21 protein-coding genes and 1 riboswitch are annotated in these 25,649 nt (G+C 69.6%); of the genes, 14 read left to right on the top strand and 7 right to left on the bottom strand.

Annotated elements, in window-relative coordinates; translation table 11 throughout:
• Nucleotides 1–55: 55 nt before the first annotated feature.
• The 10 genes from ACQ1RG_RS00585 to ACQ1RG_RS00540 all read left to right on the top strand — a co-directional run bounded on the left by ACQ1RG_RS00585 (nucleotide 56) and on the right by ACQ1RG_RS00540 (nucleotide 12,433).
• Nucleotides 56–1,765 (top strand): lysine N(6)-hydroxylase/L-ornithine N(5)-oxygenase family protein, encoded by a 1,710-nt coding sequence (locus tag ACQ1RG_RS00585; protein WP_144588713.1) that lies wholly within the window; start codon nucleotides 56–58, stop codon nucleotides 1,763–1,765.
• The gene (locus tag ACQ1RG_RS00580) at nucleotides 1,762–4,356 is read left to right on the top strand and encodes a GNAT family N-acetyltransferase (RefSeq protein ID WP_119296729.1); all 2,595 of its coding nucleotides are present in this window, start codon (nucleotides 1,762–1,764) and stop codon (nucleotides 4,354–4,356) included. The genes ACQ1RG_RS00585 and ACQ1RG_RS00580 overlap by 4 nt, the downstream gene beginning before the upstream one ends.
• A 126-nt stretch (nucleotides 4,357–4,482) precedes the next feature.
• Entirely contained in the window at nucleotides 4,483–5,550 is a 1,068-nt protein-coding gene (locus tag ACQ1RG_RS00575; protein ID WP_009376213.1) for a LacI family DNA-binding transcriptional regulator, read from the top strand.
• Nucleotides 5,551–5,668: 118 nt separating this feature from the next.
• The gene (locus tag ACQ1RG_RS00570; protein WP_009376209.1) at nucleotides 5,669–6,787 is read left to right on the top strand and encodes a substrate-binding domain-containing protein; all 1,119 of its coding nucleotides are present in this window, start codon (nucleotides 5,669–5,671) and stop codon (nucleotides 6,785–6,787) included.
• A gap of 20 nt (nucleotides 6,788–6,807) precedes the next feature.
• A complete protein-coding gene (locus tag ACQ1RG_RS00565; protein WP_009376207.1) occupies nucleotides 6,808–7,629 on the top strand; it encodes an ATP-binding cassette domain-containing protein in 822 nt (273 codons plus the stop codon).
• Nucleotides 7,626–8,837, top strand: a complete 1,212-nt coding sequence (locus tag ACQ1RG_RS00560) for a sugar ABC transporter permease (protein ID WP_009376205.1) — start codon at nucleotides 7,626–7,628, stop codon at nucleotides 8,835–8,837. Before ACQ1RG_RS00565 ends, ACQ1RG_RS00560 begins: the two co-directional genes overlap by 4 nt.
• 235 nt (nucleotides 8,838–9,072) lie before the next feature.
• A riboswitch (TPP riboswitch) is annotated at nucleotides 9,073–9,176 on the top strand.
• Nucleotides 9,164–10,024, top strand: a complete 861-nt coding sequence (gene thiM, locus ACQ1RG_RS00555) for a hydroxyethylthiazole kinase (RefSeq protein WP_009376203.1) — start codon at nucleotides 9,164–9,166, stop codon at nucleotides 10,022–10,024. (Overlaps the previous riboswitch by 13 nt.)
• Nucleotides 10,021–10,728 (top strand): thiamine phosphate synthase, encoded by a 708-nt coding sequence (gene thiE, locus ACQ1RG_RS00550; RefSeq protein ID WP_009376199.1) that lies wholly within the window; start codon nucleotides 10,021–10,023, stop codon nucleotides 10,726–10,728. Before thiM ends, thiE begins: the two co-directional genes overlap by 4 nt.
• The gene (thiD, locus tag ACQ1RG_RS00545) at nucleotides 10,725–11,591 is read left to right on the top strand and encodes a bifunctional hydroxymethylpyrimidine kinase/phosphomethylpyrimidine kinase (RefSeq protein WP_009376197.1); all 867 of its coding nucleotides are present in this window, start codon (nucleotides 10,725–10,727) and stop codon (nucleotides 11,589–11,591) included. Before thiE ends, thiD begins: the two co-directional genes overlap by 4 nt.
• Nucleotides 11,592–11,689: 98 nt before the next feature.
• Entirely contained in the window at nucleotides 11,690–12,433 is a 744-nt protein-coding gene (locus ACQ1RG_RS00540; protein ID WP_009376196.1) for a TenA family protein, read from the top strand.
• Nucleotides 12,434–12,529: 96 nt separating this feature from the next.
• Here ACQ1RG_RS00540 and ACQ1RG_RS00535 read toward each other — a convergent pair whose 3' ends face one another.
• The 5 genes from ACQ1RG_RS00535 to nadA all read right to left on the bottom strand — a co-directional run bounded on the left by ACQ1RG_RS00535 (nucleotide 12,530) and on the right by nadA (nucleotide 17,971).
• The gene (locus tag ACQ1RG_RS00535) at nucleotides 12,530–12,742 is read right to left on the bottom strand and encodes a hypothetical protein (protein ID WP_009376194.1); all 213 of its coding nucleotides are present in this window, start codon (nucleotides 12,740–12,742) and stop codon (nucleotides 12,530–12,532) included.
• A 152-nt stretch (nucleotides 12,743–12,894) separates the two neighbouring features.
• The gene (locus ACQ1RG_RS00530; protein ID WP_009376190.1) at nucleotides 12,895–14,070 is read right to left on the bottom strand and encodes a cysteine desulfurase family protein; all 1,176 of its coding nucleotides are present in this window, start codon (nucleotides 14,068–14,070) and stop codon (nucleotides 12,895–12,897) included.
• A gap of 1 nt (nucleotide 14,071) precedes the next feature.
• Nucleotides 14,072–15,055: a carboxylating nicotinate-nucleotide diphosphorylase gene (gene nadC / locus ACQ1RG_RS00525; RefSeq protein WP_009376189.1), complete on the bottom strand. Its 984-nt coding sequence runs from the start codon at nucleotides 15,053–15,055 to the stop codon at nucleotides 14,072–14,074.
• On the bottom strand, nucleotides 15,049–16,686 hold the full coding sequence (gene nadB / locus ACQ1RG_RS00520; protein WP_009376187.1) for an L-aspartate oxidase: 1,638 nt from the start codon (nucleotides 16,684–16,686) through the stop codon (nucleotides 15,049–15,051). Before nadB ends, nadC begins: the two co-directional genes overlap by 7 nt.
• 1 nt (nucleotide 16,687) lies before the next feature.
• Complete coding sequence (gene nadA / locus ACQ1RG_RS00515) at nucleotides 16,688–17,971, bottom strand: quinolinate synthase NadA (protein WP_009376182.1); 1,284 nt, start codon at nucleotides 17,969–17,971, stop codon at nucleotides 16,688–16,690.
• Between the two features lie 345 nt (nucleotides 17,972–18,316).
• Between nadA and panB the strand changes: the two genes are divergently transcribed.
• Both panB and panC read left to right on the top strand, forming a co-directional pair.
• Nucleotides 18,317–19,243 carry a 3-methyl-2-oxobutanoate hydroxymethyltransferase gene (gene panB, locus ACQ1RG_RS00510; RefSeq protein WP_009376181.1) on the top strand — a complete coding sequence of 309 codons (927 nt, stop codon included), beginning with the start codon at nucleotides 18,317–18,319 and terminating at the stop codon, nucleotides 19,241–19,243.
• A complete protein-coding gene (gene panC, locus ACQ1RG_RS00505) occupies nucleotides 19,243–20,070 on the top strand; it encodes a pantoate--beta-alanine ligase (protein ID WP_009376180.1) in 828 nt (275 codons plus the stop codon). The genes panB and panC overlap by 1 nt, the downstream gene beginning before the upstream one ends.
• Before the next feature lie 157 nt (nucleotides 20,071–20,227).
• Here the strand turns inward: panC and ACQ1RG_RS00500 are convergent, their stop codons facing one another.
• The gene (locus ACQ1RG_RS00500; RefSeq protein ID WP_036316278.1) at nucleotides 20,228–21,538 is read right to left on the bottom strand and encodes an ISL3 family transposase; all 1,311 of its coding nucleotides are present in this window, start codon (nucleotides 21,536–21,538) and stop codon (nucleotides 20,228–20,230) included.
• Nucleotides 21,539–21,718: 180 nt separating this feature from the next.
• On the opposite strand from ACQ1RG_RS00500, the gene ACQ1RG_RS00495 reads away from it, so the two are divergent.
• Nucleotides 21,719–23,386: a mechanosensitive ion channel gene (locus ACQ1RG_RS00495; protein WP_009376176.1), complete on the top strand. Its 1,668-nt coding sequence runs from the start codon at nucleotides 21,719–21,721 to the stop codon at nucleotides 23,384–23,386.
• 363 nt (nucleotides 23,387–23,749) lie between these two features.
• On the opposite strand, the gene ACQ1RG_RS00490 is transcribed toward ACQ1RG_RS00495, so the two are convergent.
• Nucleotides 23,750–24,460, bottom strand: coding sequence for a LysE family translocator (locus ACQ1RG_RS00490; RefSeq protein WP_063249370.1), 711 nt, complete (start codon nucleotides 24,458–24,460; stop codon nucleotides 23,750–23,752).
• 230 nt (nucleotides 24,461–24,690) lie between these two features.
• On the opposite strand from ACQ1RG_RS00490, the gene ACQ1RG_RS00485 reads away from it, so the two are divergent.
• Nucleotides 24,691–25,590 carry a LysR family transcriptional regulator gene (locus ACQ1RG_RS00485; RefSeq protein ID WP_009376171.1) on the top strand — a complete coding sequence of 300 codons (900 nt, stop codon included), beginning with the start codon at nucleotides 24,691–24,693 and terminating at the stop codon, nucleotides 25,588–25,590.
• The last annotated feature ends 59 nt before the right edge of the window (nucleotides 25,591–25,649 follow it).

Below are 25,649 nucleotides of genomic sequence, written 5' to 3'. Positions count from 1 at the left end.
CCCTAATGCAATCGGGTTGACCCGGTCCGCATACGAAGGAGGCTGCCGAACGCCCATGACTGCCCAGCATTCTCACACGCACGCACCGCCGTCCATCTCTCGATCGAACCCCCAGGTGAGCGACCCGGGTCGACAGCAGATCAGCGCCGCTGACACCCGTGTCCACGACATCGTCGGCATCGGCATCGGGCCCTTCGGCCTCGGGCTTGCCGCCCTGTCCGACCCGCTGCCCGACGTCGACGCGGTCTTCCTCGACCGGCGACCGGAGTTCCGATGGCATCCGGGCATGATGATCGAAGGTGCCACGGTCCAGGTCCCGTTCCTTGCCGACCTCGTCACCATGGCCGATCCGACCTCACCCTTCTCGTTCCTCCAATTCCTCAAGGACCGCGGCCGGCTCTATCCGTTCTACATCCGCGAATCCTTCTATCCCCTGCGCGCCGAGTTCGACGAGTACTGCCGGTGGGTCGCCGCGCAGCTCGGGAGTCTGCGCTGGAACCGGGCCGTCACCTCGGTGACCGATGTCGATGGGATCTATGAGATCACCGCCGAGGTGACCGACACTTGCGGACGGATCGTCGACATCGAGAGCTACCACGCTCGCCACGTCGTCCTCGGCGTCGGCACCCAGCCGGTCCTGCCCGAGGCCCTCGCCGAACTGCTGACAGGCGAGCGGACCGAGACCGGCATCAGCACCGCCGGGACTCGTCGCGGTGACGCGGGCGCCGCTCGCAGGGGCGGGCCGGTCATCCACACCGCGGACTACCTCGATCACCGCGAGGAGCTGCTCGAGAGCGGATCCGTGACGATCATCGGCAGCGGACAGTCCGCCGCCGAGATCTACCGCGACCTCATCGAAGACGCCGAGGCGCGCGGTGTCCGCCTCGACTGGGTGACCCGCTCGCCGCGGTTCTTCCCGATGGAGTACACGAAGCTCACCCTCGAGATGACCTCCCCGGAATACACCGACCACTTCCGCGCCCTGCCCGATGACCTGCGCGGACGCATCGGCCGTGAACAGCGCACCCTCTACAAGGGCATCAGCGGCGACCTCATCGACGACATCCACGACACGCTCTACCGGCTCAGCCGCGGCGGCCGATCGCTGCTGACGAACCTCGTCACCGACGCCGAACTCATCGCCGCGCACACCGATGAGCGAGGCGCCGCCGCCCACCCTGATGGGCCAGGTGCGTCCGCGCACCCGCACGAGCACGGAGCTGACACCCGCAGCGCCCCGGGGGAGTACCTCCTCGAGTTCCGCCACACCGTCCTCGATGAGCGCTTCACCCGCCGGACCGGGGCGATCGTCGCGGCGACCGGCTACCGAGCGAGCGTTCCCGACTTCCTCACCCCGATCCGAGAGGAGATCCGCCTCGACGATCAGGGGCGGTTCGCCGCCGACCGCGACTACACGCTCAACGAGGCGGGGACGCTCCACGTCCTCGGAGTCGAGGAGCACACCCACGGCGTCACCGCGCCTGACCTCGGCTTCGGCCCGTGGCGTGCCTCGGTCGTGCTCGCGCAGGTGACCGGCCGGGAGCCCTACCTGATCGAACGTCGGATCGCCTTCCAGACCTTCGGAGTCCCCAGCGCCGAGGCGCCTGCGCAGTCCCCTGCGGCCGCTGTGGCCCAGCCCGGGCACCCTGATGACCCCGGAGTCCCAGCCCATCCCGGCGACACGGCCCACCCCAACGACACGCATCCCGACGACACCCATCTCGGCGACGCAGCCGCACCATCCAAGGAGATGACCCACGCATGAGCACCGACACGACAACGGCCGACACACCGACGGTCGACCCCACGACCGAGACCAGGGGCACGAGCACCTCGGCGCCGGAGATCATCATCCTTCCCCTGCGCCCCGACCGGCACTCCGCAGACGTTCATACGTGGCTGAGCCATCCGCGTTCGCACTTCTGGCAGATGACCGACCTCGACGAACCGGCGGTGCGGAACTACCTCGCCGCAATCCGCGCCTCGGTCGATGAGAACGGATGGATCGGGCTCGTCGACGGGAGACCGACCTTCTACGTCGAGACCTACCTGCCGGCGATCCTCATCCCCACCGAGGTGGTCCCCGAGACCCCGGGCGACATCGGCATGCACCTGCTCGTCGCGCCACCGGACGGGCGCGTCGTCCGCGGGCTGACCGATCGGATCATGGCGCACGTCATCGACTTCTGCATCCGCCCGCGAGTGGAGGGCGGACGGGGTGCCACCCGTGTCATCGTCGAACCCGACGTTCGCAATGCGGCGATCCATGCGAAGAACGCGGCGGCCGGGTTCGAGGTCATCGGCGAGGCCGAGATCCCGATGGGCAATGAGACGAAGACAGCGCTCGTCAGCGTGTGCACAAGGGCGGACTTCGCGGCGAGCAGGCTCGCTGAGCTCATCGACTCGCCCGTGCGTGCGGCAGCGAGAAGCGTGGGCGACGGGAACTCCGCGGGCGCAGCCTCGGGGGCGACGCGGGCCGGGACCCACCTCGGCGGGGAGGGCAGCGCTCACCTCGACGGGGAGGACTATGCCCACCTCAGCCCGGAGGTGTTCGCCGAGGTCAACAGGCACCTCGTGGCCAAAGCGCTCGCCGAGTTCGCCCACGAACGCCTCATCGCCCCGGTCCGCGTCGGGGAGAGCAGTGAGGAGAGCGGTCCGGACGGTGGTCCAGAGAGGACTGCGGCGTCCTGGGTGCTCACGATCCCCACCGGAACCGGCACTGACACTGGAACTGGCACGATCCACTACACCTTCGACGCCTCGCTGCTGCCCCTCGAGCATTGGGTCATCGACGAGACGACGATCGTGCGCCGTCGGGACGGGCAGGCCATTGGTCTCGACGCGCAGGAGTTCGTCCTCGAACTCCAGGACGTCCTCGGGGTGCCGGAGAACCTCATGTCAACGTATCTCGAGGAGATCGCGTCGACCCTGGCAGGCGGGGCCTTCAAACTCACCGAGGCGCGTGAGGGCAGGAGACCCACTGCCGCGGGCCTCGCCGATGCGGACTTCCAGACGATCGAAGCGGCGATGACCGAGGGTCACCCCGGTTTCGTCGCGAACAACGGCCGCATCGGCTTCGGGCTGCGCGACTACCGGCGCTGGGCCCCGGAGATCGGGCGGCGCAACCGGCTCGAATGGGTCGCCGTGAGCCGGGAGCATGCGCACTTGGCGCTCGGTGACGGACTCGACGAGAGCGGGCACCTGTCCTGGGCGCTCAGCGCCGATGAACGCGAACTCTTCAGCGCTCGCCTCACCGCAACCGGGCGTCGCCTCGACGAGGTCCACCTCATGCCGATCCACCCGTGGCAGGCCGAGCACCGGCTGGCGATCACGTTCGCCTCCGACATCGCGCGGGGCGATCTCATCCCTCTCGGTCCCGGCCTCGACGAACACCAGGCCCAGCAGTCCCTGCGGACGTTCTTCAACCACACCCGTGCCGGAGCGCCGTACGCCAAGGTCGCCCTCGCCGTGCAGAACATGGGATTCCTCCGCGGGCTCTCACCTGCCTATATGCGGGACACCCCGGCGATCAACGACTGGGTGGCCCGCCTCGTCGACGGTGATCCGACCTTCGCCGCCTCCGGGTTCGGGGTGCTGCGGGAGCGCAGCGCGATCGGCTACACCGGTGACGCCTACCACCGCACTCGGGAGACGAATCCGCACCGGAAGATGCTCGCCGGGCTGTGGCGGGAGAACCCGCTGCCGCTGCTCGGCGAGGGGGAGCGGACGATGACGATGGCTGCGCTGCTCCACCGCGATCACCTCGGCGCCCCTGTCGTCGGGGAACTCATCCGTCGGTCGGGACTGGATGCCGAGGACTGGATCCGGGCCTATCTCGAGACCTATCTCCAGCCGCTCGTTCACGCGCTGCTCGCCCACGATCTCGTGTTCATGCCGCACGGGGAGAACCTCATCCTCGTGCTCGAGGACGACGTCGTCACCGGGGCGTTGATGAAGGACATCGGCGAGGAGGTCGCCTACCTCGGTGAGGGCCGACTGCCGACCGAGGTCGAGCGGATCCGGGCGATCGTGCCGGGGGAGGAGAAGGCGCTGTCGATCTTCACCGACGTCTTCGATGGGGTGCTGCGCCACCTCGCGGGGATCCTCGACGTCGACGGCATCCTCGCCGCCGGTCGGTTCTGGTCGCTTGTCGCCGAGGTGCTCGACCGTTACGAGTCCACGCATCCCGAGACCGCCCGTGGGCTCGCGGGTGACATCGACCTGCGCGCCGGACGCTTCAAGCACTCGTGCCTCAACCGTCTGCAGCTGCGCAACACGACGCAGATGGTCGACCTCGGCAACCAGGCCGATTCGCTCATCTATGCGGGAACGATGCGCAACCCCGTGGGACGGTGAGTGGCGGGCCGCCGGTTGCCCGCTGCTGGGTGGAATTCCCGGCCTCCGGCTATCATCGATCCCACGGTCGTCTGCTCCGAGGCGGCTGCCGGGGCCGATGCTCCGGACTGTCCTGAAGGCGCACACATGGTCAAGCAGCACGACCGGCCGACGCTGGCCACGGTCGCCGAGCGCGCCGGAGTGAGCATCAAGACGGCCTCCCGCGTGCTCAACGGGGAGAAGCACGTCGCCAGCACCACCGCCGCCAAGGTCGAGTCGGCTGCGGAGGAGCTCGGATTTCGGCTCAACTCGGCCGCGCGCCGGCTGCGGGAGGGCAGTCGCTCGCCCTACATCGGAGTCGTGCTCTCCGACATGGGCGACCCCCTCCAAGTGCGCATCCTCGCCCGCCTCGAACACGACCTCGCCGACCGCGGGCTGCGTCCCGTCGTCACCGTGACCGGGGGAGACCCGGACATCGAGCGCAGCTTCGTCGACGACTGCCTCGGCGGGGACATGTCGGGGATCTGCGTCGTGTGCTCGCAGCCGGAGTCCGCGGACCTCTACGCCCGAGTCGCAGGGCAGGCCGCCTCGGCGAAGCCAGGAGAAGTCGGGGTCGTCTCCCTCGATCCCGCCGTCGCCGGACCCGGAATCACCACGATCGGCGCCGACGACGTCGCCGCGGGCCGCCGAGCCGCCGAACAGCTCGTCCGTCACGGTCATATCAGCATCGGCGTCATCGGCGACCGATCCCTGATCGAATCGCAGGCGCGGAGGTTCGCAGGCATCCGCGAGGTCCTCGCCGGTCGCGGGGACATCGGCTGGCGGGCCTACCTCGAGACGGGTGCCCACGACCAGTCGAGCGCGAAGAACGTCGTCGCCGCCCTGCTCGGGTCCCGGGCCGCCCCGACCGCGCTCATCACGCTTTCTGCGACGGTGACGATGGGGGCGATCGACGCGAGCCGGCGACTCGACCAATGGCCCGCGGTCGTCGGCATCGACGACTTCCCCGGAGCAGACCTCCTCGACGTCACCGTCGTCGACCCGGATGTCGACGCGATGTCCGCCGAGGCGGTGCGGGTCCTCACGGGGGACCACCGTCGCAGCTCCGGAACAGGGTCGATACCCCTCCTCACCTCGGCGAACGGCCTCACCCCGGTCCGCCTCATCCGTCGCGGCAGCGGTGAGGAGTCACCGCGCCAGGTCGCAGCACGCTGAGCAGGCGGCTGTCGGATCCTCGGAGGGAATTCCGCGCGGACAGTTGACAAACCTCATCGGTGAGCGAAATATGACTACCATCCTGACAACGTTGTCAGAATGAGGAAAGGTTTCGAGAATGCGCAGTTCCCACACCCGCGAATCAGCATCGCCGAGGCGCGCCCACCGCCGGCTCACCGTCCTCGGTGCCGCCGTCGCGATCTCCGCGCTCGCCCTCAGCGGCTGCGGCAACCAGAAGGGCCAGGGCAACGACGAGGCCGGATCCGGTACCGGCTCCGACGGTGACGTCACCATCGCCCTTCTCCTGCCCGAGTCGAAGACCACCCGCTACGAGTCGCTCGACAAGCCGAATTTCGAGAAGTACGTCGCCGAAGCGAACCCGGATGCGACGGTCGAATACCGCAACGCCAACCAGGACGCCTCCCAACAGCAGCAGCAGTTCGAGGCTGCGGTGACCGAAGGAGTCGACGTCATCGTCCTCGACCCGGTCGACGCCTCGGCGGTCGCGTCGTCCCTGGCGAAGGCCGAAGCGAAGCAGATCCCCGTCGTCTCCTACGACCGCTTCTTCGACGGAGCCGACTACTACACCTCGTTCGACAACAAGAAGATCGGCAACCTTCAGGGTCAGGCCCTCCTCGACGGGCTCAAGGCCAAGGGCGTCGACCCGAAGTCCGGGCCGGTGTGGATGGTCAACGGCGACCCGAAGGACCCCAACGCCGCCGACTTCAAGGCCGGTGCCGAGGAGACCCTCAAGGCCGCCGGCGTCGACATCGCCGCCAGTCACGACACCCTCGACTGGAACCCCGATGACGCCCGGCAGTGGGTCGAAGGCCAGCTGCAAGGCGGAGGAGAGAAGCCGATCGCGATCTACGCGGCCAACGACGGCACGGCCGGTGGGGTGCTCGCCGCAACGACGAAGGCGAAGCAGGAACCCGTCGTCACCGGCCAGGACGCCGAAGTCGACGGCCTGCAGAACATCCTCAAGGGCGAGCAGTACGCGACGATCTACAAGTCCATCCCGCCGCAGGCCGAGTACGCGGCGAAGGCCGCGGTCGCGCTCGCCAACGGCGAGGAGCCGAAGGCCGCGACGACGTACAAGGACACGCCGACCGACTTCGTCGAAGCCAAGGTCGTCACGAAGGACACGATCAAGGACATCGTCGGCGACCAGATCAAGGCCTCGGACATCTGCTCGGGCATCGATGAGAAGCTCTGCGCCGATGCCGGAATCGAGTAGGGGACGCTGAGCGCACGCCGATGACTTCACAGACGAACGAGCCGACGCCCGCGTTCGGGCGGGCGTCGGCGACCACACAGCCCGTGCTCGAACTGCGCGGAATATCCAAGCGCTTCGGTGCCGTCCAGGCACTGACCGACATCAATCTCACCATCGGCCGCGGCGAAGTCGTCGGGCTCGTCGGCGACAATGGTGCCGGCAAGTCGACGCTCGTCAAGATCATCGCCGGCGTCCATGGCGCCGACGACGGCGAGCTCCTCATGGACGGCCGCCCGCAGAGGTTCTCCTCACCCAAGGACGCGCAGAAGGCGGGGGTCGCCACGGTGTTCCAGGACCTCTCCCTGTGCGAGAACCTCGACGTGGTGGCGAACCTCTTCCTCGGCCACGAGGACACCCGGGCCGGCGTCCTCGACGAAGTCGCCATGGAGGCGAAGTCGTGGGAGCTGCTGCGCAGCCTCTCGGCGAAGATCCCCAGCGTCCGGGTGCCCATCGCCGCCCTCTCCGGTGGTCAGCGGCAGACAGTCGCGATCGCTAGGTCCCTCCTCGGCGAACCGTCGATCGTCATGCTCGACGAGCCGACCGCGGCCCTCGGAGTCGCCCAGACCGCCGAGGTGCTCAACCTCATCGAACGCCTCCGCGACCGCGACCTCGGCGTCCTCCTCGTCAGCCACAACATGGCCGACGTCCAAGCCGTGTGTGACCGCGTCCACGTCCTGCGCCTGGGCAAGGACGCCGGCGACTTCCCCGGTGATGAGCGCACCGACGTCCTCATCGCCGCCATCACGGGAGCCAACGACAACGTCGTCACCCAGCGGGCGGCACGCAGGGGTGAGCGCCGATGACCCGGAACTCGTTCATCACTGACGAACGGATCTCGCAGGAGGGGTTCGTCCGCACCTTCGTCCGGCGGATCAGGGAAGGCCAGCTCGGCTCGTTCCCGGTCATCCTCGCCCTCGTCATCATCGTCATCGTCTTCCAGTCGGCGAACAGCAACTTCATCTCCCCTGCCAACCTCGTCAACCTCTCCACGCAGGTCGCCTACCTCGCGATCCTCGCCCTCGGGATCAACCTCATCCTCCTCCTCGGCGAGATCGACCTCTCGCTCGCCCAGCTCGGCGGACTCTGCGCCTCCGTGCTCGGCGTCCTCGTCGTCCGCCAGGGAGTGCCCCCGCTCATCGCCCTGACGATCATGCTCCTCCTCGGCCTCGTCGTCGGTGCCATCCAGGGCTGGTTCTTCGCCGTCGTCGGCATTCCCGCCTTCGTCGTCACCCTCGCCGGTCTGCTCGCGTTCACCGGACTGACCCTGACGACGCTCGGCACGCAGAAGAACCTCTCGATGGCCGACACGTTCGCCTTCGATTTCGCGAGCTACTACTTCCCCGCGATGTGGGCGTACGTCTTCGGCGCGGTCGCGGTCATCGGTTTCGCCGCCGGGCTCATCCACTCGAAGCTGCGGCGGCACAACGCCGGACTCGACAGCGCGAGCTGGACGTCGGTGATCATCCGCATCGTCCTTCTCACCGCAGTCGTCTTCGGCTTCCTCATCCTCGTCAACCAGGACTTCGGGCTGGCGATGCCGTTCTTCCTCATGCTCGTCATCGCGATCGTCATCGACCTCGTGCTGCGGAAGACGAAGTACGGCCGATCGATCTACGCCGTCGGCGGCAAGGTCGAGGCCGCCCGGCGCGCCGGCATCCGGGTGACCTGGGTGCGCATCAGCGTGTTCATGACCGCCGGTGTCCTCGCCGCGCTCTTCGGCTTCGTCAAGGCCGGGGTGACGACGAACGCGGGATCGACGCTCGTCGGCACGCAGGACCTCCTCAACGCCATCGCGGCGGCCGTCATCGGCGGCACCTCGCTCTTCGGCGGGCGCGGATCGGCGTGGGCCGCTGTGCTCGGGGCGCTCGTCGTCGGAGCGATCAACAACGGCCTCTACCTCATCGGCTTCAACTCCGATGCGCAGCAGATCATCACCGCGCTCGTCCTCCTCACCGCCGTCGTCATCGACGCGATCAGCCGCCGCGGCCAGCGCTACGTCGGCAGAGGGTAGGCGTCGGAGGGTGGGCGACAGAGGTCTGACGGCTGCCGGTAGGCAGCTGGGTCGGTCGCCGAGGCGGAACTGAGTCACTTTTCGCCCGATCAGTCGGTTCAAGACCAGATCGATCGGACGAAAAGTGAATCATCGGGGCCGGGCGGCTGGATTGAAAGTGGGGTCGGGTGGGTTCGCGGCGGTGGGCCGTGCGGGCGCCGTCGTCGCCCCCTAGGTGTCGGTGATACAGTCGGGGGCAAATGACATGGGGTGCCCGGTGCGACTCGCGCAGGGCTGAGAGAACACCCATCGAACCTGATCTGGGCCATGCTAGCGAAGGGATCGTCATGACCGACATCGACCTGTCGTCGGCGCATGCGCGGCTGCGCGCGTCGAACCCGCTCATCCAATGCATCACGAACACGGTCGTGCAGCAGTTCAGCGCGAACGTGCTCCTCGCCGTCGGGGCGTCACCGGCGATGCTCGACCACGACGCCGATGCCGCGCAGTTCGCCCACCTCGCCGGCGGTCTGCTCGTCAACTTCGGCACAGCGACGAACCAGCAGTTCCTCGCCGCCGACGCCGCCGTCGACGCCGTCACCGAGGATGCCAAACCCTGGGTGCTCGACCCCGTGAGCATCGGCGCTGCCGACCACCGCACCACCCGGATCCGCCGCGCCGCGGCCGCCCACCCGACCGCGATCCGCGGCAACGCCTCGGAGATCGCGGCACTGGCCGGAGCCGGAGCGGGCGGGCGCGGGGTCGAGTCCACCGACGAGGTCGACGCCGTGCTCCCGGCCGCCGCCGAGCTCGCCCGCACGACCGGCGCCATCGTCGCCGTTTCCGGTGCCCGGGACGCCATCGTCGCCCACATCGACGGGGCCGACCACATCGCCCGCGTCGACGGGGGACACTCATTCATGCCGCTCGTCATCGGCACCGGCTGCTCACTCGGCGCCGTGACCGCCGCCTACCTCGCCGCCGTCCCGCCGGCGGGGACGAGTTCGCAGGCGGGCCCGGCAGGATCGGCCGCGTTCGAGCGCTTCACCGCAGTCGTCGCCGCCCACGCCCACTTCGCCGTCGCCGGAGAGGCCGCCGCCACCGGGGCCCTCGGCCCCGGCACCTACTCGGTGCACTTCCTCGACGCGCTCTTCACCACCGACGACGAACGGATCGGCCGCGCCCGGGTCGAGGTGACCACAGTATGAGCGGGGATCGGCTCGCGGGCATCGACACCCGCCTCTATCTCGTCACCGATACCGCGCAGTGCGCCGGGGCGGGTCGAACCGTCGCCGAGACCGTGCGCGCGGCCGTGACCGGGGGAGCCGGTGTCGTCCAGGTCCGCGACAAGGACATCGACGACGCCGAATTCCTCGTCCTCACCCGTGAGGTCATCACCGCCGTCACCGAGGCGACCGCCGGGACCGACCGCCGCGTTCCCGTCTTCCTCAACGACCGGGTCGCCGTCGCCCGCCGCCTCCTCGACGAGGGCAGCGACGTCCACATCCACGTCGGCCAGACCGACACCCCCGTCGCCGAGGTGCGCGACCTCCTCGGCGACGGCCCCCTCGTCGGCCTCTCCGCCGCCGAACCCGAGGAGTTCGCCACGGCCCAGGAGACCGGCGGCGTCGACCTTGTCGGCATCGGACCGGTCTTCGACACGACGACGAAGACCGACGCCCCGGCCGGGATCGGTCCCGACCGCCTTGGCGAACTCACCGCCTCGGCGGGGATCCCCGCGGTCGCGATCGGCGGCATCGACGCCGAGCGCGCGCACGAACTGCGGGGACGAGGACTCGTCGGCATCTGCGTCGTCTCCGCGATCTGCCGCGCCGAGGATCCCGAGCAGGCGGCCGCGGACCTCCTCGACGCCTTCGGCGACGGCACCCGAAAGGACGGGGAACAGGCATGAGCGAGCGACCACCGATCGCGCTGTCGATCGCCGGCACCGACCCGAGCGGCGGGGCGGGAATCCACGCCGACCTCAAGACGTTCACCGCCCTCGGCGTGCTCGGGACGACGGCGATCACCGCCCTCGTCGCGCAGAACACCCACGGGGTGTCCCGCGTCTACCCGATCGACGAGGACTTCGTCACCGATGAGCTCGACAGCGTGCTGAATGACATGCCCGTCGACGCGACGAAGACGGGCATGCTCGGATCCCGGTCGCTCGTCGACCTCGTCGTCGACCGGGCAGCGACCTCCGACTTCGGGTTCTTCACCGTCGACCCCGTCATGGTCGCGACCTCCGGACACCGCCTCCTCGAGGTCGATGCCGTCGACGCCGTGCGCACGCGCCTGCTCCCGGCCGCCGACCTCATCACCCCGAACCTCCCCGAGGCGGCCCTCCTCCTCGGCGACGACGTGCCCGAGGCGACGACCCCTGAGCAGATGCGCGACCAGGCCAGGGAGCTCGTCGCGCGCGGCACGCGCGCCGTCCTCCTCAAGGGCGGGCACGCCGCAGACGGCGAGGTCGCCGACATCCTCGTCACCGCCGACGGGGAGGTCACCGAGTTCGCCCACCCTCGGATCGCGACCCCGAACACGCACGGGACCGGGTGCACGCTCTCGGCTGCGATCACCGCCGAGGCGGCCGTCCTCCGGCGGGCCAACGGCGGGAAGACGCTGGCCTCTGAGGACATGCGGCAGGCAGTCGAACGGGGACTCGACTTCCTTGCCCGGGCGCTCGCCTCGGCGGCGGACTGGAAGGTCAGCCTCGACCCCGCGGGCGCCCACGGACCGGTCGACCATCAGGTCGACATCGTCCGCCGCTGACCCCGCCCGAGCACCGTACCCGGAGCGCTTCACCATCGCAGCACCGCGGCGCCCCGGACCCGACCCGATCGACGACGATTCGACCCAAGGAGACACGTATGACGACGACCTTCGCCGCCGGCCCGCAGACCACCGAACTCTGGGACCACGTCCGCCCGATCATCGAGGCGATCGAGGCGCTGCCGTTCCTCAGCCAGCTCGCCGAGGGCAGCCTCGATCCTCTTGCGTTCACGAACTACATCACTCAGGACAGCATCTACCTCAGCGGATATGCGAAGGCGATGTCCTTCCTCGCCGGGAAGACGACGGACCGGGACGAGTCCCGGTTCTGGTCCACCTCGGCGGCGGAGGCGATCACCGTCGAGGAGGAGATGCACGCCCAACTGCTCTCCGATGCCCGCCTCGGGCAGGCGCACTCCCAGCTCGAGGCCGAGGACCGGGTGGGTCCGTCGCCGACGACGCTCGGATACGTCTCGTTCCTCGTCGCCACGGCCGCGACCCGGTCCTACGGTGAGGGCGTCGCGGGAGTGCTGCCCTGCTTCTGGGTGTACGCGCACATGGGCAAGGTGCTCATCGAGCGCGCCGGAGAGATGGACGAGAACCACCCGTATCGGACGTGGGTGCAGACTTACGACGCCCCGGAGTTCGACGAGTCGACGCGGAAGGCCGTCGAGATCCTCGAACGCGAACTCGACCGGGCGCCAGCCGATGAGGCGGCGCGGATGCGGGCCGCGTTCGAACGCGCGTGCGTCTACGAACTCCACTTCTGGGCCTCGGCGCACGCGTTGCAGGACTGGGACGCGGGCGTCTTCGCGGTGCCCGCGGCCGAACCTGTGCGGTGAGCGCCGACACTGCGCGGAGGGCGGCCTCCGCGCAGACGGCGACCCCTCCGCTGCGGCGGCGCAGTGACCTCCTCCGCGGTGGCCCGGTGACCTCCGCTAAGCGCGGCCCTCGCGGCGGTCGTCGACGATCATGGTCAGCGGGGCGAACTGTCCGAGAGCCATCCAGCCCCGGCACAGTGTCGTCCAGAGGATGACGCGATCGACCTGGGACAGGGGGACACGGTCGTGCCGCGGACACGTGAGGCGCCCGAGGGCGAAGACGATCGCCGCAAAGCCGGCACCGATGATGGTGATGATCAGCAGATCCATGACGAAACCCCCTCGCAGCCGCAGTGGAACCCTGGATTCCAGTGTCTCTCCGAAGTGGCGCTGTGGAAAGGGGCCAATCGCACATCAGTGGCCTCTTCGCGTCGCAGTGAGGGCGAGGCGGCAGGGCTGGCGCGACCCGAACGGGCTGAGGCCTACGAATACGCGAGGCTGAGCCGGTTCGCCGCCTCGACGACCGCCGCTGCAGCAGCCGAGCCCTGCTCGGCGGTGATCGCAGACGGGAACGTGAAGCGCACGCTCGTCTTCGCGACCTCGGCGTCGATGCCGAGAGCGAGGAGCACATGCGAGGGCCCATCGGAGCCGACCGCGCACGCCGATCCGCTCGAGGCCGTGACCCCGAGGCGTTCGAGTTCGAGGAGCACGGCCTCCCCGCTCGTGCGGGAGAAGCAGAACGACGCATGGTTCGGGGTCCGCGACTCAGCACTGCCGGTGAGGAGTGCCCCGTCGACGGAGCGGAGCACCTCGGCGATGAAGTCGTCACGGATGCCGGCCACCCGGGCGGCCGCCTCGGCGCGTTCGGACTCCGCGAGCTCAAGCGCGGTGGCGAACGCGACGGCGAGGGCGACGTTCTCCGTCCCCGACCGCCTCCCCGACTCCTGTCCGCCGCCGTGGATGATCGGCTCGAGGGGGATGCGGGCGCGGATCGCCGCGACTCCGATGCCCTTCGGCGCACCGACCTTGTGCCCGGCCAGCGTGATCGCATCGACGCTGAGGCCCGCCAGCGGCAGCCATCCCGCGGCCTGCACGGCATCGGTGTGGACGTGCGCGCCGGCGGCATGGACGACCTCGCTCAGTGCCGCGATGTCGGCGACCGTGCCGATCTCGTTGTTCGCATAGCCGAGGCTGACGACCGCGGTGTCCTCCCGCAGGACCGCCCGCAGGGCCTCCGGAGTGATCGTCCCGTCGGGGTCGACCTCGACATACGCGACATCGAACCCGTGGCGTCGGGCAAGGAAGTCCGCCGAGGCGAGCACGGCCTCATGCTCGAGCGGAGAGGTGACGAGGTGCCGGCGTCCGGGATCCGTCCTCGCCGAGGCGGTGGCGTCGGGAAGCCCGCCGAGCGCCATCCCGGTGACCGCGAGGTTCGCCGCCTCCGTGCCGCCACCGGTGAAGACGATGTCTGTGCTCCGCATCCCGAGCACCCGCGCCACCCGGGCCCGCGCATCCTCGAGCGCCTCCGCGGACGCGCGCCCGAATTCGTGGTGGCTCGACGGGTTCCCGAACGCCCCGCTCAGGTACGGCCAGGCCGCTTCGAGCGCCTCCCGACGCACGGGTGCGCTCGAGGCGGTGTCGAGGTAGAGCGGGCCCATTTCAGTCCGCCGCCGGTCGGATCTCTGCCGCAGCGGTGTCGCCGTGAGCATCGCCTGACGCGTCGGCACCGCCCTGGTGAACGTGTTCACCGACAGCCGTGACCGCGCCGCCTGCCGGGTGCGACCGCTCGGTCGCCTCCGACAGCACGAGATCGAGTCCGAGGTCGATCGCCCGGACGCTGTGGGTGAGCGCCCCGGAGGAGATGACGTCGACGCCGGTGTCGGCGATCTCCGCGACGGTCTCAAGGCTGACGTTGCCGCTCGCCTCGATGATCGCTCGGTCCCCGATGAGCGCGACCCCGCGCCGCAGGTCGGCCAGGGAGAAGTTGTCGAGCATGATGATGTCGGCGCCTCCGTCGAGGACCGCAGGGATCTGCTCGAGCCGGTCGACCTCGACCTCGATCATCGTCGTGTGCCCGAGCCTCTCCCGCGCCGCCAGCAAGGCGGCAGTGACATCACCGCCTGCCCCGGTGAGCACGCCGAGGTGGTTGTCCTTGACCATGACCGCATCCGAGAGCCCGAACCGGTGACTGCTCCCACCCCCGCACACGACCGCGTGCTTCTCGAACGCACGCAGACCCGGAGTCGTCTTCCGGGTGTCGGCGATCCGCGTCCGCCCGTCGACCGCGTAGACGAAAGCCCGGGTCAGGGTCGCGATCCCGCTCATCCGCTGAGTGAAGTTGAGCGCGATCCGCTCCGCCCGCAGCACCCCGCGGGCCGGCCCCGAGACGGTGGCGAGCACCTGGCCCGCACTGAACCGCTCACCGTCGCCGGCGAGCACCTCGACCGCGACGGCGGGTTCGGTGAGAGTGAAGGCACGCGCGAAGACCTCGCCGCCTGCGAGCACCCCGTCCTCCCGGGCGCGCAGCTCCGCGGTCGCCTGCGCATCCGCCGGCACGAAGACCTCGCCGGTGATGTCACCCCACGGGGCGTCCTCGTCCAGCGCCTGGCGCAGGGCGGCATCGATCGTGGTCGTCGTCAGCATGAGGCTGCCTCCTCGTGGTTGCGGTCGAGCACGGGATGCCCGGCCCCCGACCATGATGCCGCAGTTCGCCGCGCATCCACGTCCGTGCGGACGTGAGCTCCGACGCTCTCCGTGCGGGCGAGCGCGGCAACGGCCATGGCCCGGGCGATGAGCGCGAGATTCGCCGTTTCGATCGCCTGGACGTGGTCGCCCTCGCCGAGGTGATCGACCGGGAACCCGTGAACGCCCGTGCCGTCGGCGGCGCGTCCGATTCCGTGGGATTCGCCGAGGCGGTCGAGGAGCACCATCAGACCCTCCTCGGTGCGTTCGAGGCCGAGATGTTCCCAGGTGAGAGCCTGGAGTTCCGCGCGGGAGAGCGGGGCAGGATGCGGCAGGGCCGGTGCGGGGCGCGGGGGTGCGGCGGCCGATCGCGAACCGAGCGATCGTGTACGCCGGCGATCTGCCGTGATCGCCTCAGCCGCCCGCGCTCCGAAGACCGCACCCTCGAGCAGCGAGTTCGACGCCAGCCGGTTCGCCCCGTGGACACCGGTGCACGCGACCTCGCCGACGGCGAAGAGACCGGGCAGAGCGGTCCTGCCGTCGAGGTCGGTGGCCACCCCGCCCATGACGTAGTGCGCGGCCGGGGTGACGGGGATGAGGTCGTCGGCGAGGGAGAGGCCCTGGGCGGCGAGGGTCGCGGCGATGCTCGGGAAGCGTGCCGACACGTCGGGCACCGCCCGGGCGTCGAGGTGGCACGGCAGTCCGTTCTGCTCCGCCATTGCGCGGTGCAGGGCGAGGGCGACGACGTTGCGCGGGGCGAGTTCGGCCCGCGGGGCGATGTCCGGCATGAACCGACGACCGCGTGCGTCAAGCAACAGGGCTCCGGCCCCGCGGACGGCTTCGGAGACGAGGAACCCGGACCCCACGAGGGCCGTGGGGTGGAACTGGACGAACTCGAGGTCGCGGACCGCGGCGCCTGCGCGGATCGCCGCGGCCAGCCCGTCCCCGGTCGCCCCAGGCGGGTTCGTCGTGTGGGCGAAGACCTGCCCGGCCCCACCGGTGGCGAGCACGACCGCCTCGGCGGGGATGACCTCGGGCACGGCCCCGCAGCCGAGCACGCTCACCCCGGTCACGGTCCCACCGTCGACGACGAGGTCGACGAGCAGGGTCTCCGTGCGCAGATCGACGGTGCCTGCCGTCGCCTCGGCGAGGAGGCGGGAGACGAGCGCATCGACGATGGCCCGCCCCGTCGTATCCCCACCGGAGTGATAGATCCGGGGCGCCGAGTGCGCGCCCTCGATCCCGCGCGCCCAGCCTGCGGGGTCGAGAGGATCGGCGCTCGCGTCGGCACGGTTCCGGTCGAAGACGACTCCCGCCTCGGCGAGGTCGAGGATCCTGTCCGGACCCTCGGTGCAGAGGACGCGCACGGCCTCGGCGTCGCAGAGCCCGGCGCCCGCGGTGAGGGTGTCGTCGATGTGGGAGCCGACTGTGTCATCTGCGGTGAGGACGCCGGCGATCCCGCCCTGGGCGAGCGCTGTGTTCGACTCGCCGAGGCGGCTCTTCGTCACGACGGTCACCTCGTGGGTCCCGGCCAGACGCAGGGCCGTGGTCAGGCCCGCGATGCCGGTCCCGACGACGATGACGCGGCTCACCTCAGATCCTCGGCTTCGCGGCGAGCATCCGGTCGAGCGCGATGCGGGCGGGGTCGGCCACCTCGGCGTCGACGGTGACCTGGTTGACGATCGAACCGTCGAGCAGGGATTCGAGGACCCAGGCGATGTAGCCGGGGTGGATGCGGTACATCGTCGAGCACGGGCACACGACGGGGTCGAGGCAGGTGATCGTGTGCTGCGGGTGCTCGGCGGCGAGTCGCTGGACGAGGTTGATCTCGGTGCCGATCGCGAAGTTCGTCGGCTCGCTCGCCTCGCTGATCGCCTTCGTGATGTAGGCCGTCGACCCCGATTCGTCGGCGGCGGCGACGGTCTCGCGCGGGCATTCGGGGTGGACGATGACGCGGACGTCCGGATCGGCTTCCCGGGCGGCGGCGATCTGGGCAGGGGTGAAGCGCTTGTGGACGGAGCAGAAGCCCTGCCAGAGGATGACGCGGGAGTCCTCGAGCACCTCGGCGGTGTTGTTGCCCAGCGGTCGGCGCGGATTCCACAGCGGCATCGCCTCGCGGTCGATGCCCATGTCGATCGCGGTGTTGCGGCCGAGGTGCTGGTCGGGGAAGAAGAGGACCCGGTGCCCGCGTTCGAATGCCCACTCGAGGACCACCTCGGCGTTGGACGAGGTGCACACGATGCCGCCGTTGCGGCCGCAGAATCCCTTGATCGCGGCCGACGAGTTCATGTAGGTGACGGGGACGACGGGCACCTTCCCGGTCTCGTCGGGCTCGGTGCCCCAGAGTTCGGCCAGCTGCTCCCAGCAGTCCTCGACCTGGTCGATCGTCGCCATATCGGCCATCGAGCAGCCGGCGGCGAGGTTGGGGAGGATGACGGACTGCTCAGGGGTCGAGAGGAGGTCGGCGGTCTCGGCCATGAAGTGGACTCCGCAGAAGACGATCGCCTCGGCGTCGGGATGGTTCTGGGCGGCCTTGGCGAGCATGAACGAGTCCCCGATGTAGTCGGCGTGCTCGACGACCTCGACCCGCTGGTAGTGGTGGCCGAGGACGACGACGCGGTCGCCGAGCGCGGCCTTCGCGTCGATGATCCGCTCGCGCAGCTCCTCGGCCGAGGCGTCACGGTACTCCTGCGGGATCTCGCCCTGGCGCGGGGCGGCGGCCGGGATCGGGTCGGCGAGCGAGGCGCCCGGACCGTAGCCCGGGGAGGCATCGACGTCCCACGGGGCGTCGACGAGGGAGGAGGAGCACATCGACCCCGATGTCCTTCCGGCGGAGATGTCCTTGAGGGTGAGCTCGATCGAAGCTGTCGTGGTCATCGTCGTCCTTTGCTGCTCGGCGCATTTTTACGCACATTTGAGCTTAATCACGGTCGTCCGTAAAGTACAACTCGGCCACCCGCCGCCGCGGTGCCGCCCTCCACGCGCAGTGCGGATGTTCTACGCTGGTGACAGGCTCGCGATCCGAGCCGGCGCCGTCCCGACCAGCCCGCACACCCCGCGCGGCGACCGCCGATCATGCTCGATCGGAAGGCCCGCGCAGGAACCGGGGCTCCCATGCGAGAGCGCGGAGTCCCTGCGCTCGGACGAGGAGCAGCTCCGGTGCGAGGCCGCGGGGCAGGACGGGCGCACATGCCCAGACCACCGAACCATTAGAGGATTCCCATGCCCGATGCGGCAGGCACCACCGAGTCAGACGAGACGACGCCCGTCTACGGGCCCGGAGCGGCCGGGGCCGCGTCCCCTGGGGGAGACGGGTCGTCCAGCCCGACGGCAGCCGGGGAGTCGAGACCGCCTCGGCGGGTCCGCACCCTCGATCTCCTCCGCGCGAAGGCCGAGGGCCGGCGCTGGGCGATGCTCACCAGCTACGACCAGTACACGGCCGCGCTCTTCGAGGAGTCCGGCGTCGAGGCGCTGCTCGTCGGCGATTCGGCGGCGAACAACGTCTACGGCCATGCCACGACCCTGCCGGTCACCGTCGATGAGCTCATCCCGCTCGCCCGCGCGGTGGCGAAGGCGACGTCCCGCGTCCTCGTCGTCGCCGACCTCCCCTTCGGCAGCTACGAGATCTCCGACGAACAGGCCGTTGCGACAGCGGTCCGGTTCATGAAGGAGGCGGAGGTCCACGCCGTCAAACTCGAAGGCGGCGCCCACGTCGCCTCCCGGATCAGGGCGATCACCTCGGCGGGGATCCCGGTCATGGCGCACATCGGCTTCACCCCGCAGTCCGAGCACAACCTCGGCGGGTACCGGGTCCAGGGCCGCGGAGATGCGGCAGAGACGCTGCTCGCGGATGCCCGCGCCGTCGCCTCGGCGGGGGCGTTCTCCGTGGTCATGGAGATGGTCCCGGCCCCGCTCGCCGCCCAGGTCACCGCGGAGCTGGAGATTCCGACGGTGGGGATCGGCGCCGGGGCCGACTGCGATGCCCAGGTCCTCGTGTGGCAGGACATGGCCGGCCTGCGGCCGGGTCGGTCCCCGCGGTTCGTCAAGCGCTACGCCGACCTGCGCACGGTCCTCGGCGATGCCGTGCGGACCTATGTCGCCGAGGTGGGGGCTGGGGAGTTCCCCGAACCGGAGAGGAGCTTCGAGTGATGGAGATCGGCGGGATCGAAGCGCTGCGGGCGTGGCGGGCACGGCAGTCGGGGACCGTCGCGCTGGTGCCGACGATGGGTGCGCTGCACTCGGGGCACCGGGCGCTCATGGATCGGGCCCGGGAGTCGGCCGACCACCTCGTCGTCAGCCTCTTCGTCAATCCGCTCCAGTTCGGTCCGGGGGAGGACTTCACCCGGTATCCGCGGCCGATCGAGGCCGATCTCGCGATGTGCGAGGATGCCGGGGCCGAGTTCGTCTTCGCCCCCGCACTCATCGAGATGTACCCCGCGGCGCCGGAGGTCACCGTGTCCTCGGGGCGGATGGGCGCGATCTTCGAGGGTGCGGACCGCCCCGGCCACTTCGACGGGGTGCTCACCGTCGTGACGAAGCTCTTCCATCTCACTCGTCCCCACGTCGCGGTCTTCGGGCTCAAGGACATCCAGCAGTTCTCCCTCGTCCGGCGCCTCATCACCGACCTCGACTTCGACATCGAGCTCATCGGACTCCCGGTCGTGCGCGACCGGGACGGTCTGGCCGTCTCGAGCCGCAACGACTATCTCACCCCGGGGGAGAGGCTCGCGGCGCTGGCGATCCCGCGCGCCCTCGACGCGGGCGAATCCGCGCTGACCGACGGGGGACTGCCCGAGGACGTCCTCGCAGCCGCCCGCGCGGCTCTCGACGGCGACCTCGACGTCCACTACCTCGCCCTCGTCGAGGCGGCGACCCTGCAGCCGGTGCGCGAGCAGTTCCGTGGCTCAGCCCTCCTCCTCATCGCCGCCACCGTGGGGACGACGAGGCTCATCGACAATCGACCGCTCGAGTTCTGAAAATCCTTCCGTTGCCCAATCGTGATCGCCGCATGAACGTATTGTTAAGGCCTTGAAATAAACGCGTGAATGCGGCAATCGCTAATCCCATTTCAGGACATGATTCGAGATGACAGGCGCACGACCCTTGTCCAGAGTGCACCCGTGGAATAGGGGCTCATCGCAGTTGAGGGTGTAGTCGGGGTCTGAATCCGCCGGCCTCGAGTAGAGATCGGGCGATGTAGTGGGTGAGGTTGCGGAAGCCGAGGGCGGAGCCGCGGAGGTGTTCGAGTCGGCCGTTGATGGCCTCTGTCGGCCCGTTCGAGGTCCCGGGCCGGTCGAAGAAGGCGAGCACGTCTGCGGCGCGCTGCTTCAGCGTCCGGCCGAGTGTGCGGATCTCGACCAGCGCGTCTGGGACGCCGCTGGCGACCGACTCGATGACCGCTCGCATCCTCTGCTTGCCCGTGGTCTTGTTGGGCTCGCGGTAGGCGGCGACCATCCGCTGGTAGATGCCCCAGGTCGCTTCGACCTGGACGTGCTCGTCTGCCGCGAATACCGTGTCCAGCCGGGCGCGCTGGGTGTCGGTGAGCAGGTCCGCGCCGGTCTGCAGGGTCCGCCGCGCCCGGTAGAGCGGGTCCCCGGCCCGGCCCCGGTGCCCGAGGGTGTGCTGCTGGACGCGCTGCCGGCACCGGTCCAGTCCCTCACCTGCCAGACGGATGACGTGGAACGGATCCATGACCGGTACTGCGGTGGGTAGCTCTTCGGCGGCAGCGGTCTTGAACCCGGTGAACCCGTCCATCGCGACGACCTCCACCCCGTCCCGCCACGCCCGAGGACGATCGGCCAGCCACTGCTTGAACACGGCCTTCGACCGGCCCGCGACCATGTCCAGCAGCCGCGCGGGCCCGGACTTGTTCCGGGCCGGGGTGAGGTCGATGATCACGGTCACGTACTTGTCGCCGTGGCGCGTGTGACGCCACACGTGCTCATCGACCCCGATGGTGGTGACCCCGGCGAACCGGGCCGGATCGTCGATCAGCACCCGCTTGCCCTCGGCGATGACCGCCTCGTTGGCGGTATGCCAGGACACTCCCAGCCCGGCAGCGACGCGGCTGACGGTGAGGTGGTCCACGACCACACCGGTCAGCGCCCAGCCCACCCCGCCACGGGTGATCTTCGCCCGCGGCGCCGCGGCCTTCGACGTGTCCTGCCGCCACGTCCGACGGCAGGTAACACACCGGTACCGGCGGACCCGGACCATCAAGGTCGTGGGCCGGTGCCCGAACGGCTCGTGCGCCAACCGGCGGATCACCGTGTCTCGGGGCACGCCCTCGGCCCCGCACTCCCTGCACCACGGGTCCGGCTCCAGGACCCGGCACTGGATCACCGCACGATCAGGCTCAACCCGCTGTCCGACGGCCTCGAGGCCGAGCTCGTCGAGACGGCAGAACGTGGTCAGGTCAGGGCGAACGAAGGTAGCGTGATCCATGTCGAGGTCCTCAGGATGGGCAGTGTCAGAACTTCCATCCTCGGAGGGCCTCGACCCCTATCCAGCGACCGACGCGCCCAACCCGACTACACTCTCAGCTGCGAAGAGCCGGAATAGGCTCCGAAATAGCAAGTGACAAAGAAGCCTTGTTAGTCGCAGCATCCGAAGGAGACAACGGAAATGCAGGACATATGGCCGGTCCTCATCAATGTGGGCCTTGCAATCGTCATTCTCATCGTCACCTGGATCGTCGCCTCGATCGTCAAATGGGCGATCGCGAAACTCGTGGCGAAGGTCCCCGCTCTGCAGAGAGACGGGCACAACGGGCAGCAGGTCGGCAGATCCGTCGGTCAGATCGCCGGGCTCATCATCTGGATCCTCGGCCTCATCGCCGTCCTCCAGCTCTTCGCCCTCGACCAGGTGCTCACGCCGCTGCAGGGTCTGGCGAACGGGATCTTCAGCTTCCTGCCGAACATCATCGGCGCGGGCTTCATCTTCCTCATCGGCTACGTCTTCGCGAAGATCGCCAAACAGCTCGTCGTCACCGCGCTCGGTGCCGTCGACCTGACGAAGATCACCGCGAAGTTCCGCTCCATCGGTGACCGCGCCGTCAGCGTCGCCGACTCCGACGGAGGCTTCCGTCGTCGTGAGGCACCCGGACAGCAGACCGCCGCCTTCGACCAGGTGCAGCAGGGCGGACCCCAGCAGAGCGGTCCTGTGGGTCCCGGTCAGCCTGGTCCCGGTCAGCAGGGTCCGGGCCAGCCGGGCTTCGGTCAGTCGGGTCCCGGCCAGACGATGCAGCACGGCCAGGCCGGACAGCCGCCGCAGGGCTACCAGGGTCAGGGTCACCCGCAACAGGGTCACCAGGGTCAGGGTCACCCCGGTCAGTCGATGGGACGGTCACCGGAGGCCGAGGCGAACGCCCGCATCTCCAACCTCGTCGGCAACGTCGTCTTCGGAATCATCATCATCGTCGTCTCGATCGCCGCACTCCAGGTGCTCGGGATCGCCGCGATCTCCGGCCCTGCGCAGCAGATGCTCGAGATGTTCCTCAACGCCATTCCGCTCATCGTCGCCGCGGCGATCCTGCTCGCCATCGGCTTCGCGATCGCGAAGTTCCTCGGCAACCTCCTCGAGGAGATCCTCCGCGGTGTCGGCACCGACCGGGCCATCGAGTCGATCGGCATCGTCCCCGAGGGCACGAGCGCGTCCTCGGTGATCACGAAGATCGTCCAGATCGCGATCATGATCTTCTTCGCGATCATGGCCACCCGGATGCTCGGCTTCCCGGAGATCACGCGGATCCTCAATGAGATCCTCGCCCTCGGCGGCAGCGTCCTCTTCGGTGCGGTGATCATCGCAGCGGGCTTCCTCATCGCGGGGATCATCGGGCGGTTCATCACCAACAGCATCGCGAGCAAGGTGCTGCGCTACTCGGCGATCGCCCTCTTCATCGCCATGGGTCTGCGCTACATGGGCATCGCCGATTCGATCATCAACCTCGCCTTCGGCGCCGTCGTCATCGGCGGCGCGGCTGCCGCGGCGCTCGCCTTCGGCCTCGGCGGACGGAATGCGGCGGCCAGGCTGCTCGACAAGGTCGAGGATGAGGCCGCCGAGGCGGTCGATGCCGCGACCGGTGACGCCGCAGGTGACCGTACCGGTGCCGCGGGCCGGCCCGGTGCGGCGTCCGGTCTCGGCCGTACGCCCGGCAGCGGCACCCCCGGCAGCACGCCTGGTGCCGACCCGCTCGGCGGTCGCCCCGGTGCCACGGGTCCCGGCGGCGGGGGAGTGGGCGACGGACCGTTCAGTGACGGCCCGCTGGGCGACGGTCCCAACCACAGCAGGTGAGTCGACGCCGCTCCCGGTGCCATCTGCCGGGAGCGGCCAACCCCCGGCTGACTTGAGCGACTGCACTGTCAACGGCGCCGGTGCCCGAGAGCGATCTCGGGCACCGGCGCCGTCGTGTCGCGTCGGAAGTCGATACGAGTCACTTTCCGCCAGACCGGTCGGGTTCTGCCGCACGCCGCCTGCAACGAGTCACTTTCCGCCCGATGGGTCGGGTTCCGAACCGACTGATCGGGCGAAAAGTGAATCAAACGCGGCGGGCAGGTGAGCGGTAGGGGAGCGTCGCTGGGCCGGTGAACGGTTTCCGGTGCTGCGAGTGACTGGCCCGCGCCCCGTGGCGGGCGGGTGAGTGCCCCGCAGCCTGCGTCACATCGGCAGCGCGGCGACGGTGATGCCCATGACGACGAGGATGCCTGCGGAGACCGCCTCGATCCAGAAATCGGTGCTGCGGCGCTGGAGGGCGGCCGCGGCGAGACCGGCGATGAGGGCCAGCATGATCTGGTAGGCGAGGAGTAGGCCGACGACGATCGCGACGAGGAGCACGTAGTCTGTGCCCGCCGGGGATGCGGGAACGAGGGTCGGCATGACGGCGAGGAAGAAGAGTCCCGCCTTCGGGTTGCTCAGGGACGAGAGCAGGCCGCGGCGGTAGGAGATGACCGATCGCAGCTGGCCCCACGGGTGTCCGGCAGTGACCGGGGCCTCGACGAGCGAGCCGTCCGAGACGATGTCGTCACTGGCCGCGGCGATCTCACCGACCGGGCCGAGGGGAGCCCCACGCAGCTCGGATCGGATCCGCAGTGCCTGCCGGGCGGCGAGGACGCCGAGGAAGCAGAGGTAGGCACCGCCGACGATCTTGAGCACGAGCAGCGCCGAGGGGTAGGCGGTGAGCAGTGCGGAGATGCCGGTGAGCGCTGCGACCATCCAGATCGTCATGCCCGTGGCCGAACCGAGGGAGTAGATGAGCCCTGCCTTGCGGCGGAGCGCCGAGAGCCTGACGGTGAGGATCGTCTCGGGTCCGGGGGTGACGGCGAGGACGGTGGCGGCTCCGGCGATGGTGATGAGCTCAGGACCGGTCATGGGACTCCTCCGAATGGTGGTGCGGAACGTGCGGTGGTGCTGATCGTGCGTGGTGCCGATCGTGCGGTGGTGCGACTGGTGCGGCGAGGGGTGCTGCGGGGACAGGCGGGGATGGGCGCGGTCGTCGACCGCGCCTGAATCATTCTCACCCATGTCAGGCATCAGGAAAAGCAATCATTGACGAATGATCATCAGGCCGAACCGAACGATTCTCGGATAGGCTGTCTCCCATGTGGGATCTCCAGCGTCTGCGCGTGTGGCGGGCCGTCGTCGCGACGGGCTCCGTCGTCGCCGCCGCGCGCAGCCTCAACTACACCCCGGCCACCGTCAGTCAGCACATCACGACGCTGCAGAAGGCCGTCGGCGCCCCGCTCTATCGGAGATCGGGCCGTGGCATCGAGGTGACCGAGCTCGGTCGCAGGCTCGCCGAGGAGTCCGCTGACGTCTTCACCGGCCTCGGTCGCCTCGACAGCCTCGTCGAGAGCTACCGCACGGTCTCGCGTCCGCGCATGCGCATCGCGGCCTTCACCTCGTTCAACGCCGTCCTCCTGCCCGACATCATCGCCCCCGTCGCGCTCGCGCATGAGGACCTGCGCTTCGACATCCAGCTCAACGAGCCCGCGAAGGTCCGGCGCAGCCACTGCACGATCGAGATCCGCAACGAAGTCCCCCAGGATGAGGAGGTGCACCTGCCGGGGATGTCGCGGACGGTGCTCTTCGACGACGACTACCGGGTCGTCGTCTCCACCCGCCATCCCTTCGCACAGCGGGGGTCCGTGCCCTTCTACGAACTCGCCGCCGAACGGTGGGTCGACTACGACCTGTGGAGCGGGCCGACGAGCCGCGTCGTCGAACTCGCGTGCGCCGCCGCCGGGTTCGAACCGACGATGTTCGCGGCCTCCGAGGACGATGACGCCGCCCTCGCCCTCGTCGGCGCGAATCTCGCCATCACCGTCCTTCCTCGGCTCTCGACCGTCCACCTGCCCGCCGGTCTCACCGCCGTCGACCTCACCGATCCGGTCCCCGTCCGCCGGGTCGTCATGCACGTCCGCGACCGGGAGGCGCACCTGCCACATGTGCGGGCCTTCGCCTCCGCCGCCGAGGCGGTCGCCGCCGACCGCGTCCCCTGAGAACCGGCCCGCGCCGTTACCTGGAGCTGCGTCGTCCGCCTCGCCATCCGTGCCCCGCG

Source organism: Brevibacterium sp. K72 (assembly GCF_050562175.1).
Taxonomy (GTDB): domain Bacteria; phylum Actinomycetota; class Actinomycetes; order Actinomycetales; family Brevibacteriaceae; genus Brevibacterium; species Brevibacterium casei.
Note: the sequence above shows the minus strand (reverse complement) of the source record. Positions and strands in the feature narration are given on the sequence as shown.

What these genes read in the sequence shown, in the direction of transcription:
- ACQ1RG_RS00585 (WP_144588713.1), top strand. Translation starts at nt 56, where the DNA reads ATGACTGCCCAGCATTCTCACACGCACGCACCGCCGTCCATCTCTCGA.
- ACQ1RG_RS00580 (WP_119296729.1), top strand. Translation starts at nt 1,762, where the DNA reads ATGAGCACCGACACGACAACGGCCGACACACCGACGGTCGACCCCACG.
- ACQ1RG_RS00575 (WP_009376213.1), top strand. Translation starts at nt 4,483, where the DNA reads ATGGTCAAGCAGCACGACCGGCCGACGCTGGCCACGGTCGCCGAGCGC.
- ACQ1RG_RS00570 (WP_009376209.1), top strand. Translation starts at nt 5,669, where the DNA reads ATGCGCAGTTCCCACACCCGCGAATCAGCATCGCCGAGGCGCGCCCAC.
- ACQ1RG_RS00565 (WP_009376207.1), top strand. Translation starts at nt 6,808, where the DNA reads ATGACTTCACAGACGAACGAGCCGACGCCCGCGTTCGGGCGGGCGTCG.
- ACQ1RG_RS00560 (WP_009376205.1), top strand. Translation starts at nt 7,626, where the DNA reads ATGACCCGGAACTCGTTCATCACTGACGAACGGATCTCGCAGGAGGGG.
- thiM (WP_009376203.1), top strand. Translation starts at nt 9,164, where the DNA reads ATGACCGACATCGACCTGTCGTCGGCGCATGCGCGGCTGCGCGCGTCG.
- thiE (WP_009376199.1), top strand. Translation starts at nt 10,021, where the DNA reads ATGAGCGGGGATCGGCTCGCGGGCATCGACACCCGCCTCTATCTCGTC.
- thiD (WP_009376197.1), top strand. Translation starts at nt 10,725, where the DNA reads ATGAGCGAGCGACCACCGATCGCGCTGTCGATCGCCGGCACCGACCCG.
- ACQ1RG_RS00540 (WP_009376196.1), top strand. Translation starts at nt 11,690, where the DNA reads ATGACGACGACCTTCGCCGCCGGCCCGCAGACCACCGAACTCTGGGAC.
- ACQ1RG_RS00535 (WP_009376194.1), bottom strand. Translation starts at nt 12,742, where the DNA reads ATGGATCTGCTGATCATCACCATCATCGGTGCCGGCTTTGCGGCGATC.
- ACQ1RG_RS00530 (WP_009376190.1), bottom strand. Translation starts at nt 14,070, where the DNA reads ATGGGCCCGCTCTACCTCGACACCGCCTCGAGCGCACCCGTGCGTCGG.
- nadC (WP_009376189.1), bottom strand. Translation starts at nt 15,055, where the DNA reads ATGCTGACGACGACCACGATCGATGCCGCCCTGCGCCAGGCGCTGGAC.
- nadA (WP_009376182.1), bottom strand. Translation starts at nt 17,971, where the DNA reads ATGACCACGACAGCTTCGATCGAGCTCACCCTCAAGGACATCTCCGCC.
- panB (WP_009376181.1), top strand. Translation starts at nt 18,317, where the DNA reads ATGCCCGATGCGGCAGGCACCACCGAGTCAGACGAGACGACGCCCGTC.
- panC (WP_009376180.1), top strand. Translation starts at nt 19,243, where the DNA reads ATGGAGATCGGCGGGATCGAAGCGCTGCGGGCGTGGCGGGCACGGCAG.
- ACQ1RG_RS00500 (WP_036316278.1), bottom strand. Translation starts at nt 21,538, where the DNA reads ATGGATCACGCTACCTTCGTTCGCCCTGACCTGACCACGTTCTGCCGT.
- ACQ1RG_RS00495 (WP_009376176.1), top strand. Translation starts at nt 21,719, where the DNA reads ATGCAGGACATATGGCCGGTCCTCATCAATGTGGGCCTTGCAATCGTC.
- ACQ1RG_RS00490 (WP_063249370.1), bottom strand. Translation starts at nt 24,460, where the DNA reads ATGACCGGTCCTGAGCTCATCACCATCGCCGGAGCCGCCACCGTCCTC.
- ACQ1RG_RS00485 (WP_009376171.1), top strand. Translation starts at nt 24,691, where the DNA reads ATGTGGGATCTCCAGCGTCTGCGCGTGTGGCGGGCCGTCGTCGCGACG.